The organism is Lysinibacillus capsici (genome assembly GCF_020217405.1).
GTDB classification, from domain to species: domain Bacteria; phylum Bacillota; class Bacilli; order Bacillales_A; family Planococcaceae; genus Lysinibacillus; species Lysinibacillus capsici.
The window spans coordinates 2,094,508-2,107,439 of record NZ_CP084108.1; the positions used below are offsets into that span (position 1 = coordinate 2,094,508).

17 protein-coding genes and 1 CRISPR repeat array (1 of these 18 running past the window's edge) are annotated in these 12,932 nt (G+C 37.4%); of the genes, 13 read left to right on the forward strand and 4 right to left on the reverse strand.

Annotation, left to right across the window (positions count from 1 at the left end; translation table 11 throughout):
- A CRISPR array of direct repeats spans positions 1 to 2,047; the repeat unit is 29 nt; unit sequence GTTTTACATTAACTAAGTGGAATATAAAT (it extends 1,666 nt beyond the left edge of the window).
- A 213-nt stretch (positions 2,048 to 2,260) separates the two neighbouring features.
- Both LCP48_RS10095 and LCP48_RS10100 read left to right on the forward strand, forming a co-directional pair.
- Positions 2,261 to 3,802 carry a right-handed parallel beta-helix repeat-containing protein gene (locus LCP48_RS10095; RefSeq protein WP_004228686.1) on the forward strand — a complete coding sequence of 514 codons (1,542 nt, stop codon included), beginning with the start codon at positions 2,261 to 2,263 and terminating at the stop codon, positions 3,800 to 3,802.
- 454 nt (positions 3,803 to 4,256) lie between these two features.
- A complete protein-coding gene (locus tag LCP48_RS10100) occupies positions 4,257 to 4,448 on the forward strand; it encodes a hypothetical protein (RefSeq protein WP_004228683.1) in 192 nt (63 codons plus the stop codon).
- 62 nt (positions 4,449 to 4,510) lie between these two features.
- On the opposite strand, the gene aac(6') is transcribed toward LCP48_RS10100, so the two are convergent.
- Positions 4,511 to 4,945 (reverse strand): aminoglycoside 6'-N-acetyltransferase, encoded by a 435-nt coding sequence (aac(6'), locus tag LCP48_RS10105; RefSeq protein ID WP_004228681.1) that lies wholly within the window; start codon positions 4,943 to 4,945, stop codon positions 4,511 to 4,513.
- 125 nt (positions 4,946 to 5,070) lie between these two features.
- Between aac(6') and LCP48_RS10110 the strand changes: the two genes are divergently transcribed.
- From LCP48_RS10110 to LCP48_RS10130, 5 genes are all read left to right on the forward strand, one after another.
- Positions 5,071 to 5,667, forward strand: a complete 597-nt coding sequence (locus tag LCP48_RS10110; RefSeq protein ID WP_004228679.1) for a class I SAM-dependent methyltransferase — start codon at positions 5,071 to 5,073, stop codon at positions 5,665 to 5,667.
- A 27-nt stretch (positions 5,668 to 5,694) separates the two neighbouring features.
- Entirely contained in the window at positions 5,695 to 6,270 is a 576-nt protein-coding gene (locus LCP48_RS10115; RefSeq protein ID WP_004228676.1) for a DNA-3-methyladenine glycosylase I, read from the forward strand.
- The gene (locus LCP48_RS10120; RefSeq protein WP_225340917.1) at positions 6,260 to 6,943 is read left to right on the forward strand and encodes a DUF1963 domain-containing protein; all 684 of its coding nucleotides are present in this window, start codon (positions 6,260 to 6,262) and stop codon (positions 6,941 to 6,943) included. Before LCP48_RS10115 ends, LCP48_RS10120 begins: the two co-directional genes overlap by 11 nt.
- Positions 6,944 to 7,320: 377 nt before the next feature.
- Positions 7,321 to 7,521, forward strand: a complete 201-nt coding sequence (locus LCP48_RS10125) for a hypothetical protein (RefSeq protein ID WP_004228669.1) — start codon at positions 7,321 to 7,323, stop codon at positions 7,519 to 7,521.
- 159 nt (positions 7,522 to 7,680) lie between these two features.
- Positions 7,681 to 7,980: a GPW/gp25 family protein gene (locus LCP48_RS10130; protein WP_004228664.1), complete on the forward strand. Its 300-nt coding sequence runs from the start codon at positions 7,681 to 7,683 to the stop codon at positions 7,978 to 7,980.
- A gap of 116 nt (positions 7,981 to 8,096) precedes the next feature.
- Here the strand turns inward: LCP48_RS10130 and LCP48_RS10135 are convergent, their stop codons facing one another.
- Entirely contained in the window at positions 8,097 to 8,330 is a 234-nt protein-coding gene (locus tag LCP48_RS10135) for a hypothetical protein (RefSeq protein ID WP_225340918.1), read from the reverse strand.
- Between the two features lie 504 nt (positions 8,331 to 8,834).
- On the opposite strand from LCP48_RS10135, the gene LCP48_RS10140 reads away from it, so the two are divergent.
- The 3 genes from LCP48_RS10140 to LCP48_RS10150 all read left to right on the forward strand — a co-directional run bounded on the left by LCP48_RS10140 (position 8,835) and on the right by LCP48_RS10150 (position 10,428).
- Positions 8,835 to 9,221 (forward strand): hypothetical protein, encoded by a 387-nt coding sequence (locus LCP48_RS10140; protein WP_004228661.1) that lies wholly within the window; start codon positions 8,835 to 8,837, stop codon positions 9,219 to 9,221.
- 76 nt (positions 9,222 to 9,297) lie between these two features.
- Complete coding sequence (locus LCP48_RS10145; protein ID WP_004228659.1) at positions 9,298 to 9,918, forward strand: NAD(P)-dependent oxidoreductase; 621 nt, start codon at positions 9,298 to 9,300, stop codon at positions 9,916 to 9,918.
- A 354-nt stretch (positions 9,919 to 10,272) separates the two neighbouring features.
- Entirely contained in the window at positions 10,273 to 10,428 is a 156-nt protein-coding gene (locus LCP48_RS10150; protein ID WP_004228656.1) for a hypothetical protein, read from the forward strand.
- A gap of 196 nt (positions 10,429 to 10,624) precedes the next feature.
- Here the strand turns inward: LCP48_RS10150 and LCP48_RS10155 are convergent, their stop codons facing one another.
- Positions 10,625 to 10,825: a hypothetical protein gene (locus LCP48_RS10155; protein WP_004228654.1), complete on the reverse strand. Its 201-nt coding sequence runs from the start codon at positions 10,823 to 10,825 to the stop codon at positions 10,625 to 10,627.
- Between the two features lie 197 nt (positions 10,826 to 11,022).
- On the opposite strand from LCP48_RS10155, the gene LCP48_RS10160 reads away from it, so the two are divergent.
- From LCP48_RS10160 to LCP48_RS10170, 3 genes are all read left to right on the forward strand, one after another.
- Positions 11,023 to 11,226, forward strand: coding sequence for a hypothetical protein (locus LCP48_RS10160; RefSeq protein WP_004228651.1), 204 nt, complete (start codon positions 11,023 to 11,025; stop codon positions 11,224 to 11,226).
- A gap of 209 nt (positions 11,227 to 11,435) precedes the next feature.
- Positions 11,436 to 11,648: an O-methyltransferase gene (locus LCP48_RS10165; RefSeq protein WP_009371080.1), complete on the forward strand. Its 213-nt coding sequence runs from the start codon at positions 11,436 to 11,438 to the stop codon at positions 11,646 to 11,648.
- 64 nt (positions 11,649 to 11,712) lie between these two features.
- Entirely contained in the window at positions 11,713 to 12,270 is a 558-nt protein-coding gene (locus LCP48_RS10170) for an isochorismatase family protein (protein ID WP_004228647.1), read from the forward strand.
- 37 nt (positions 12,271 to 12,307) lie between these two features.
- Here the strand turns inward: LCP48_RS10170 and LCP48_RS10175 are convergent, their stop codons facing one another.
- A complete protein-coding gene (locus LCP48_RS10175; protein ID WP_004228646.1) occupies positions 12,308 to 12,520 on the reverse strand; it encodes a hypothetical protein in 213 nt (70 codons plus the stop codon).
- Between the last annotated feature and the right edge of the window lie 412 nt (positions 12,521 to 12,932).

Here is a 12,932-nt window from a genome sequence, read left to right on the forward strand (position 1 = left end):
AAATCTTATCCATAGGTTTTACATTAACTAAGTGGAATATAAATTCCGTAGATTGCGTAGTAGTGCTTAGACCAACAAAGTTTTACATTAACTAAGTGGAATATAAATATTGCTCCAGTAATGACACCAGTAACAATTCCACCAGTTTTACATTAACTAAGTGGAATATAAATATTAATTGATCAAATTGAGCAAATACGCTTTTAACGTTTTACATTAACTAAGTGGAATATAAATTTAGTTGCATCTGTTTTAAAGGCAAAATCTAAAAATGTTTTACATTAACTAAGTGGAATATAAATTGCAGGTTGGGATACAAACGCTGTTATGGAAGCGAGTTTTACATTAACTAAGTGGAATATAAATATCAAATATTGATAGCACACGTTCAACGTGGTTTTCGGTTTTACATTAACTAAGTGGAATATAAATAATAATTTTGATGAAATTAAAAAGACAGTCTCCCAGTTTTACATTAACTAAGTGGAATATAAATTAAAAAGTGCATTCATTTCTTGGGGACATTTTGAAGTTTTACATTAACTAAGTGGAATATAAATCAAAGTTTATCATTCTATTTAACAAATAAATGAACGGTTTTACATTAACTAAGTGGAATATAAATGGAGCTAACGGATAAACATTCGGATAAACGCCTCCGTTTTACATTAACTAAGTGGAATATAAATAGCATTGCGAATGTTAAACCATTACAAGAGTATCAGGTTTTACATTAACTAAGTGGAATATAAATTTACAAGGTTTACTTGAAAAAACAATAGGTTCTAGTTTTACATTAACTAAGTGGAATATAAATGGAAAAGATGCAGATTTAACAGAAATCAATCAAAAAGTTTTACATTAACTAAGTGGAATATAAATGACACACCATTATTTACAGATATAAAAACAATAACGTTTTACATTAACTAAGTGGAATATAAATTTTTTCGATACTTGCCTTTCCAAAGTGGATCAAACAGTTTTACATTAACTAAGTGGAATATAAATAATAACAGCGCTGATGCAAAATTTTCTGTGTGATTCGTTTTACATTAACTAAGTGGAATATAAATGAACCCGGCATTCGTGGAGTGGATGATGGGGTTTCCGTTTTACATTAACTAAGTGGAATATAAATATCAAATGTTTTTAACTCTTCGCGCATTTGATCATAGTTTTACATTAACTAAGTGGAATATAAATAACACTGATGCCACAAAAGCTCGTAAAGTAACAAGTTTTACATTAACTAAGTGGAATATAAATGGTTTAATCGTGGCTTATGCAAATTAACAGTAATCGTTTTACATTAACTAAGTGGAATATAAATATCGAGATTGTCATCAAACGAAAGGGTGAGGGTTAATGTTTTACATTAACTAAGTGGAATATAAATAGATTCAAGATTGAGTTGGAAAGCTAAAGCAATACGTTTTACATTAACTAAGTGGAATATAAATAACAATGTGGTCAATGTTTTTAATGATAGTGATACAGGTTTTACATTAACTAAGTGGAATATAAATTAATAATGTTGGTCAATCACCAGGAGTAACTATAGGTTTTACATTAACTAAGTGGAATATAAATTGTAGCATTCTTGAAAGAGTAGTTGGCAGGCTGTTTGTTTTACATTAACTAAGTGGAATATAAATGTTAGAATTTGTGTAAGATCATCCAACTCGTTGTCAGTTTTACATTAACTAAGTGGAATATAAATATTAATAAATTTATAACTATAAGTAATCGTATCAGGTTTTACATTAACTAAGTGGAATATAAATATTACGGAATGGTTCTCACGATAGATCGATATTTAGTTTTACATTAACTAAGTGGAATATAAATAGAGCATGGCGACACATGACGTTAAAACAGGGGTTAATGTTTTACATTAACTAAGTGGAATATAAATTGTAATCTGTGAAGCTAGCATCATGTGACTCAGGTCGTTTTACATTAACTAAGTAGAATATAAATTATGCTAATAAACTAATTCGAATTTTAGATAATAAGTTTTACATTAACTAAGTGGAATATAAATAGACTCTAAAACCCCGATACCAACCAAAAAAACGAACAGCAGACCCTTAACCGCTGTTCATATTTAAGCCTAAAACCACCCCACTTTCATTAAACCGTCAAACATTCCAAATAAACGCCTGCATATTCCAGCAATTTTACACAAAATTGAATAAGCACAAGCATGTTCGGTATATAAATAGGGTACGAACATTTTTTGGTTAGGAGTGTGTAAATGGCTGTACTTGTGGTGAAGAGGAGTATTATGCATCGTTATCAAAGTATCGGGCAGGCGATTGAAGAGGCGGCGCCTGGGGATATGATTGAAATTCGGGATGGGATTTATGAGGAAAGCTTGGATATTGCCAAGCGGCTGACGTTGTATGGGGTTGGCAATGTGACCATCAAGGGTGGCGTATTTATTCGCTATCAAACACCTGTCGCGATGCGTAATTTACGGTTCCGGCAAGGGCAGGGGCTGTATGTGAAAGGCGATTTACAGCTTGAGAATTGTGTGATTGAGGAGCAATTGATTCGAACGCAGATGATGGTGAGCTATGGTAGTTTGCTGATGAAAAATTGTGCAGTGCTTGCTACGCCACTGAATCATTTTGGTTTGCGTGTGGCGAATGGTTCCAGTGTTATTCTAGTCGACACGACATTTGAGCATCATCGGAAGGCACAGATTATCGCTCAAAACTGTGAGCTGACCTTGACGAATTGTATGCTGTTGGAAGGGAAGAAGCATGGTATTTTTGCGATTCGCCATGTCAAGCTGACAATGGAGGACTGTGAAATTCATGGTCATGACAAGGCACAAGTAATGGCTGCGTCGAGTGAGATTGCGATGACCAATTGTCTAGTTCACCAAGGGCAAGGGGTAGGCATTCAATTGTTTGATAGCACGACTTTCAGGATGGATGGCTGTGAAATAAAAGAGCATCTTGATACCAATATGGTGGTTCATCGCAGTGAACTAATGGTATCTGATTCTATTTTTTCAGATGGTCAAAGTCATGGGCTGTATCTTGGAGAAAAAACCGAAGCTAAGTTCTATGATTGTCAAGTTTCTCGGCATGTCAAGGCGCAGGTGTTGATTGAAAATAGCAAGGTGGAATTTCATACATGTCATGTTCGCAATGGCATGGCTGTCGGGCTTACCATTGTGGATGAAGCAAATGTTTCGATGAACCAATGTAAAATTCAAAACCATCAGCAATTTCATATTATTGTTGATGCTAGTGGATTAAAGTTACAGCAATCGATTATTCAATTTGGGCAATCAGGGGGTGTTTATGGTAATGAACATGCCAAAATCATGATGCATCATACAACGATTCGAGAGCTGCAAAGCCACCATATCTATATCAACAATGCCCGATTATTTACACACTATTGCACCTTTGAACAAATGGAAGGAAACGGAATCACGTGCATTGATGCAATTTTTGAGATTGCTAATAGCTATTTTAAAGATGGTCAAGAAAGCTCTTATGCCATGATTTGGTCAGATCAATCAATGGGGCGTATTGAAAATTGTAGGGTGGATAAGGCGGCTAGACCATTTTTAGCGTTGTCCAATAAATCCTTATTGGAAATGCGTCATACAGATATAGCTGCAGTAAAGGCTCCAGCGGTGGTCCAGGAAAACAGCCAATTATTTGTGCAAGGACATGTACAGTCAGCGACATGGCAGAAGGATACAGTATCAAAGGTTTCCCAAATTGAGGACATGAAAATAGAAATAGTGAAACATGATATTAAAAAAATAATATAAAAGCCGATTATACAAATAAGACAAGTAGTTTCAATTTTGAAATTACGTTTTTATGGATTCGTGTATTGATGTTTTATATATGTGAAAAATGGGTAAAGGAATACATTTAAGCTGTAAATTAATTTTAATTTGTGCAAAAAAATCTATAATTCGACAAAATGCAAGAATATTTTTATAATGGTATAGATGTCTTGTTGCAATTACTGCAATATTTTGAAATATTCCACAGGAAAACTTATACAATCTTTGTATAAGTTATAACCAACATAATAAAAGTTTTTACTTAATGTAAAAAAAATATTAAATAAATATGGATAATAGATTGATTATTTTCCATGTTTAAACCTATAATTAGTAAAAATGGTTCATGCAATAAGATAAATTTTCGTTAATTATGAAATGGGAGTAATGATTTTAAAATAATAAATAGAGAGAGTATTGGGGTGATATGAGTATGTTTGGGCTGACAAAAGAAGAAATTATGTTAATGCTAGAGGAGATGGAATTAGCAGAGAAGCAAAAGAATGTAATTGCTGATATCTTACATCTAAATAATATGCGAATCGAACAACAACTCGCATTAATGATCCATTTAATCATAGATGAGCGCGAACGAAATATTTCCAACAATACATATCTAAACTAAAAAATGTCGAAAAATCACAGGTGTTATGTTTGCAACGCCTGTGATTTTTTTGTCAGCCATTTTTATAATTTTTTTGTGAAGCAAATGATGCGATTGGCTTCTGTAAAACCGAGCTGAAGATGAACCCTTAGGCTTTCGTCATTGCCCCATTCACAGTCACTGGCAAACTCTAGACAGCCCCTATGCTTTGCCCATTGCTCACATTTCTTCACAAGCAGTCTTGCATAGCCCTGCTGGCGATAGTCCTCCCTCACGAAAAGGCCTTCTAAATAGCCCACTGGACTCGAGTCGGTGCCTTCTACATAATCTGTTCTTAACTGGCATTGGGCAAATCCAACGGCTTCGTCATCGTCACAGGCAAGGAAAATAGCTGCGTTTTCTTCCTTTAGCAGCTGTGTCATCTCTTCGGTAAATTCCTCTAGTGTATGATTGGGCCAGAGTAGTAGGGCTAATGAGGCTGCAGCATGAGCGTCCTTCTGCTTTGCTTGTTGTATCATGAAATCTTCCTCCTTTGTAAAAAATGAAACAAATTGTTTTGAAGTACGTACAAACTAGTAAGCGTTTTTATTTTAAAGCTCTAATTTCTATTTTAACAATTTTACTTGAAGGGGGGAGTCCAATCATGTCACTCTTGCAAACGTTAATTGAACAAGCGAAAAAGCCAAATGGATGGATTGGCTCAACGATGCTACAAATCATGAATTTTGCCCATCGTGGTATGAATGCATGGTTCATCAGGCAAGGAGCTATCAATGACGGTGATCGTGTATTAGACATAGGTTGTGGTGGTGGGAAAACGCTCCAAATTTTATCCAAATTGAATCCAAATGGTATAATATATGGGATAGATTTTTCCACACAGGCAGTGAAGGAATCGATCAAATTGAATAAAGCAAATGTTGCCAGTGGTAGGGTCTTTGTGAAAGAAGCAAGCGTTTCAAACATTCCATACGATGATCAGTTTTTTGATGCGATTACGGCCTTTCAAACGCACTATTTTTGGCCATCCTTGGAGCAGAATGTAGAGGAAGTATGGCGGGTTCTGAAAAACGGTGGGAAATTTATTATCATAGCAGAGCTCTACAAGATGAACTATCATATGAAAGCCTATCAAACACCTGAGGCAACGAAGCAATTATTAGAACGTATCGGTTTTCAAACCGTTTATGTCACGGAAAAATCAAGTAAAGGATGGCTTTGCATTACAGCTATTAAGTAAAGGATACATAAAATGGAGGGTATAAAAATGAAAAGATGTGATTGGGTCAAGCTAGATGAGCCTTTGTATGTGGAATACCATGACAAGGAGTGGGGTGTACCGGTCTATGATGACCAGTATTTATTCGAGATGCTTTGCTTGGAGGGGGCACAGGCTGGCTTGAGCTGGTGGACGATTCTCCAAAAGCGTGAAGGCTATCGTGAGGCATTTGATCAATTCGATGTGGAAAAAATTATCCATTATACAGCAGACAAGCTAGAGGAATTGCAGCAAGACACACGGATTGTTCGCAATAAATTAAAAATAGCTAGTGTGGTGACAAATGCTAAAGCATATCTCCAAATACAGGAAAAGCATGGCTCATTCTCAGATTATATTTGGGGCTTTGTAGATCACAAACCAGTTATGAATGAGTGGGCATCCATCAAAGAGGTGCCTGTGACGACAGAAGTTAGTGATCGTATGAGCAAGCAATTGAAGAAAGATGGCTTTAAATTTATCGGTAGTACAATATGTTATTCCTTTATGCAGGCAGTGGGCATGGTAAACGACCATACAACGGATTGCTGCTGTCGACAAAAGGAGCTAGCGGATGGCCATTGAACAAATTCGGGCTCAATTAGCCAAGCAGGCCACGATTTTTCAAACGGGTGGTATTCGACCTACACATGATTTATTGGAAAGCTGGATTGGCTATGTTGGCTGGTCCTTGCCAGAAGAGCAGCCACCATCTGGCTATCAGCCGCTCGCTACGTTCTTTCTAAAAGACCTACCCTACGTACCGATGGCATTAAAGCCTTTTCAATTAGTCACAGTCTTTGTTGATGAACGTCTATTAGATCATCTCATGGAGGATGATCTTTGTTCTTATTTTGATATTAGAACGTACACCACTTTGGAAGGCTTAGTGAAGCGCGAATGGCAGCATAAACAAATTCGTGCATTTCCACTCCTACCGCAACATATGACAAATGACTATCCAACATGGGATGGGGGTGGTATTCCTGCTCAATTGGAGGAAGAGATTCTGACATTGGAGCAGGAAGAACAGCTCGACTATTTTGAGGATATCGTTGAAAACCTCTATCCGTTCCATAAAATTGGTGGCTATCCGAGCTTTTGTCAAAGTGGCGTTGATTTTGGTGACGATGCGCCATTTGTCCTTCAAATTGCCTCCGATGCAAAAGCACGTTTGAACATTGTGGATCATGGCAATTTTTATTTTTTCTACAATCCAACCATCCAGACTTGGCACGTCTATTGTGACTTCTACTAAAGGGATGGGGGCTTGTCTCTTTCATGAATTGTTATCATGATGAACCGGTAAATCAGATATAAGCCAGCGTACGCCCCTGTAATCAGAAAGACTGGGTTTAAGAACACAGCATGAATCGTTGTCATAAAGACCACATCCTCAAGAATAATGTTCGTTATAGCTGTAGCGGCAATCGTGCTAAACAGAATCGCAGCAATGACGCCTAGTATGTTGAAAAGAAAGCGAAAGCTAACCCATTTGTGCTGAAGATACACCATAAGGCTTGGGATGCCAATCGTGGCAGTCAGCATGAAAAATATCATAATATCACATCCTTTCTTTCAGATTGCCCTTGTTCGTTCATGCATAAACATAGAAAAAGATAGGAGGGAAACCGATTGCGATGGCAAGAAGGAGAGTTAAAAAGCACAAGGAAGGTGAGAAAAGTGGAGCATAAAACGGTGGTCAAAAATGGCATTGGCTTTGGTTCGGTTTTAGCAATTACGATCTCATGGAGTGTGCATCACTCCATCATCTGGGCAATTATCCACGGCTGTTTTAGCTGGCTGTATGTTATTTACTATGCCATCATGCGCTAAGCCTGTAGGTCAACCTATCAACTAGAATGTTGTTTGAATAAAAATAACATTGGGTACATAAAAACAAAGCGTTCATAATTTTTAATGAGCAAGCATAAATAACAAAGTGCTCTTTTTCCAACGTACCAATCGTATGAACGTAGAAGAAAGGTTGATAGAATGACACATCAAGTAACGGCTTTAAGTAATGTTAATGGTAATGCTACAGGCGTGGAAGGTATATTACAAAATGTAGCATTTATTTTATCGACGTTTACGATTCCTTGTCCGCTTCGCGAATATGTGACAAGGACTGATATTCGTAAACCCTTCCAGCGTATGAAGAAAATAAACACAAAACGCCTCATTGAATGTATCCAACGTTTTGAGCCACGAGCTGTCGTAGTGGATGTTGATTATCTTGGCGATGTGAATAGAGGAAAATTAGAGCCCATTGTCAAAGTCATTGTCAATGAATAGCTGAAAAATATGAATTCTGCCAGGTATGGTTTTCGCGAACCTGGCAGAAGATTAAATGTGCTTATAGTGGTAGGATTATGGTATATGAATTGGTGTCAAATAGGATAATGGAACAGTTACGCGTTTCTAATGGCAATAATTTGCTGGCAATCAATGATAAGTGGTGTTGCTGCTGCTGCATCTACCTCTAAGAATGTAGCACAGCAAGTTTTAGGATCTAAGCTGATGAAGAAAATTCCTACAAAGCTACCGCCACCTGCTAAAATAACATCTACCAAAGTGCCAGGAGATAAGCATCTTAATTGATGGCAAATACAGCCTTTACACTTGTGATCTTTGGAATAATCCATCTCGTAGTAGTACTCTTCCTCCTCTTTTTTGCAGGAGCAAGAATCCTCCTTATGTTCCCATTTACAATGGTCATCCTTTTCATGACACTTACATCGCTGGTGTTTCTGTTCCCATTTGCAATGCTCATGCTTCTGTTTGCATTTGCATTCTTCTTGTTTGTGTTCACATTTTTTTTCTAAATGACAATAGCATTTTACATATTGTTCACAGCACTTTTCTTTTTTATGATTCCAATTCATATATTGACTAAATCTACTATCCTGCATCTTTTAATCTCCCTTTTTGTTAGTTTTTTAGTAATGGTAGCGCTAACCTTTACATTTCTAATCTATGAAGCCACAAACAAAACTTCTTGGTAATTTGCCCTCTGTACAAGAAGAAAATTATTTTTTAATAATTAAAGAGAGAAATAGCCATACATAGCTGTGAGAATAATAACAATTTCAGGGCAAAAGATTGCTAGACTTCCGCCTGTAAATTTCATGGAGAAATGGAGCGAATGTATGAAAAGTGTTCTGCAAATCTTCTTTTTATTCATGTGCTTACTGGTTGTGATTTCATTGTGGAAGGCACAAAGGGAGCCTTCTATTATAGCCCCGAGCCCTGAAAGAGCAACTCCCTATGCAGAGGAGCTTGGCGAAAAATTACAAGCTACGAATTTTACAAAACAAGTGTTACAGGCCATACGAGCGGCAGGCTACTCACCTGATAGTACAGTCGGTTATCTAATAGACTCTCCAGCGCATCAAGTCATCACTATTCAATTACACGATGGGGAAGAAATTGATGTCAGTACAGAAAGTGAAATTCAATCGATTATCGATGAGCTGGCCCAAAAGAATAATATGCATTTATTTATGGTCGATGTTCAACTACTAGAGCGTGAATAGTCGAGGGAAGGCACTGTGATTTGTGCCTTTTTACATATAAAGGGAATTGTAATATAATAATAAAAGAGGTGAAAAAATGAAAATATTAATATTAGGCGCGAGTGGACGTGTCGGCAGCCAGTTGGTGGAACTAGCAATAAAGGATCAGCATGAGGTCACCCTTTTAGTTCGAAATCCTGATAAATTACCGCACCATCACCAACAGCTGTGTGTAATGAAAGGTGATGTTTTAAACAAGCAGGATATCGAGCAGGCAATGCATCATGTAGATGTGGTGGTGAGTGCATTAAATACAGATGGAGGCACTACATTATCGGCTAGCTTACCATTGATTCTTGAAGCGATGACAAAGCAACAGTTGACAAGAATCATTACGATTGGAACAGCTGGGATCTTACAAAGTCGTGTAACGCCAACTCTTCTTCGTTACCAATCAACGGAATCGAAACGAAAATCGACCTTTGCTGCACAGGAGCACCAGCGTGTATTCGAACAATTAGAGCAATCTGCTATGGATTGGACAATTGTTTGTCCTACTTATTTACCTGATGGACCCTGGACAGGAAACTATCGAGCAGAACGCAACTTCTTGCCAGAGGGAGGTAGCGAAATTTCTGTAGCGGATACAGCAGATTTTGCCTACCAACAAATCTTTAGCGAGGAATTCATGAAAACACGTGTCGGACTAGCCTACTAGAAAAGAGGAAATACGGTGAAATATATTCTTGTCATCATCGAGATGGTAATCATTGTCGTTGGGTGTACCTTTCTCAGTATAACCATTGAAGAAGTGCCTGTAATGTGATGCTGCAAGTCTATGGAGGTATCATTGTTTTCACCGGGTCATTCTACCTCAAAAAAATTGCGAAATTTGGTAAGCAATAATCACTTTTACACAAGGATAGTCTAAATGGACTTATCGTTTTAACCTTTTTTCATCCTAAAACGTCCAAATGATAGCTATTTTAGTGAAAAAATATACTGTTATTTTCCTTTTTATAGAAGGTTTGCTATACTTTATGTCGAATATATCTATTGAAGAGGTGATTGTATGGACAAGGAGATAACAAATAACTATCAATATCCTAAACACCTAACAAGCCTTGATGGAATCGAAACGACAGAATTATATGTCATCAAGATAACAAAGGAACAAGTGGATAGGTTGATTGAGGATATCGATCAAACATTAAAGACGTCGACATGACGTCTTTTTTCATGCCAAAAAGGCCACCTTCCAAGGAAAGTGACCTCAAAACAGGAGAGCTGTGGAAAGGCTAGATTTGCTTTACACTACTATTTGTATGTAAAAGTAATCTTGTTAGCTAGCCATTTGCCTGAAAGATAGATGAAATTTACTCGATTTTCTAGCATCGCAGTTCACCATCCATATATGTACTACCTCAGTTCTTCTGACAGGAAAAGGAGTAATTCAAGGCCAAATAATCGCGTATGATAGTAGGCTGTCCGCCATTTTCGAGACATAGCTTACTGGCAATTTTAATTTCCTTCTGATTATAGTGAGATTGTACCCCAATTAAAAATATGCCTGACAGTATCAATAATGTACCGATGCCCAACACATATTTTATAACCCTTTTCACTCATCTTACCTCCATTCCGATACGTTTACTATTGTCTAACATATGTTGGAGCATGAAAGCATTATGTTTAATTGGCAATTTGTATACGTTTGTACATAAAAGGGGTGTTTTAGAAATGAAGGATCTGGATTTAGAGAGCATATGAGAGAGGTACATCACCGTGGAGGGTGCCGCAGAGGCATGGAAGGCGCGTTACAGTGAGGAGCAAAAGGCAAAGCGATTTCATTTTTAGAGATGTGATGCTGCATGTGAAGCGAGCAACCATTAAACAGCAATTAGAACAGCCAGAATTTCAATCCATTCAGCAAATTTTAGTCGGTGAATTAAAAGCCACCGATAAGAAAATGAAACAAACGACAGTCTACAAGAGGAAGATAACGCACATGAAATTATATAGATGAGGTATTTTATCAGTACGATGCCCTATTAGAGGATGTCCTGTCCTCCATTGACGAAAATGGTATGCCTGCTATTTCTGTGTCTCGATCATCAGGAAAGCTGTTGACGATGCTTGTATTGATTACTAGGTTAAAGGCTATTTTAGAAATTTGTCTAGCGAGAGGAATGGAAGGGAAAGGCAAACTGACATCCCTAGAGTTAGAGGATAAATATGCACAGCTGGCAGCCAAGAATTTTTGCCAAGGCAGGCTTTGCTGAGCAGGTAACGTATAACAGATCCTGCATTGGAAAGCCTGAAAAGCTTATGGCAACAGGACAGTGTTTTGATTTCTTTTTCATTGATGCTGATAAGGATAACTATGAAAAATGGCAACACCCAAGTGCCATTGGGGATGGCATGACGGTTTCAAAAGTTATAAAATAATGCATATCAGAAATTAACTATTAATGGTAAAATATTGTTAGCAAACGATAAGGGAGAGATGCTTTTGAAGCAAGCACTAGTGGTCATTGATGCACAGCAAGAATTAATCGAGGGAAATCAGGATGAACAAGCCGTCTATCGCAAGGATGAATTGCTTAAAACCATCGATGCCGTTATTCAAAAAGCTATTGAGGCAGAGGCACATATTATCTTTGTGCGTGATCAGGATGTAGCTGGTGGAGAAGGGGAAGGCTTTCAGGTACATCAAGCGATCCAAGTACCGACTACCGCTGTTTATTTTGATAAACTGGCTACCAACGCTTTTTATAAGACAGGCTTACTCGATTATTTACAGGCCAATAAGGTAGAGCATTTGGTGATAATGGGCTGCAAAACCGAGCATTGTGTGGATACAGCAGTTAGAGCAGCAACTATACAGGGCTTTGATGTCACTTTGGTGGGAGATGGCCATTCAACAAATGGTTCCGACTACTTATCACCAGAAGATACGGTTGCACACCATAACGACATCCTACATGGCCATTATAATGTGGATCATTTCTCACTTGTACGAAACGCCGACGAAGCATTATTTGAACCCACACACAATAGTTATCGCTAATTATAAAATGACCAAGAATCGAGGTTCTTGGTCATTTTTACATATAGAAGTGATTGAGCAACCAACCTATAACAGTACTCAAGATACCAACTACTATCAAGACCAGCCCATGGGTCGGTGCTTGATAATCCTTTTTAAGTACGATGCCCATACAAATTGCCATAAGCCCACAAAAAGCTTGGAATAGGAGAAGGGCAGCTACCACATTGACCCAACCTAATATTAGAAGTAATAGCTTACTATTCACCATTTATTGTTCTCCTTCATCTTTTCTATGTAAAAAAAGTGCCATACCTAACATGCCTAGTAGTAGGATTGAAAAAAATAATAGACATTATCGCTTGATACACAATGGCAGTTATAGCTAAAAACAGTAAAATAATCAATAGGATGAGACGCAGTAGAAATTTTGCTTTTTTACGAATGGCGAAAAACATCCTCATCATGAAAGGATTTTAAAATAATTATAGGAATGAGTATGCAAATGCTTGTACCACTGGAAAAGACGATTCATGTTACTGCCTCCAGCTCAATAGACAATTTTTACAAATATTGTAACGGAAATTATGATGCGACACAATGATCTTTTATTTTCATAGGGCCACTGTGCGACCAGTGACCCTAAGTATCAAGTCAGGAGGTGTAAGGCTAAAATTAGCTTT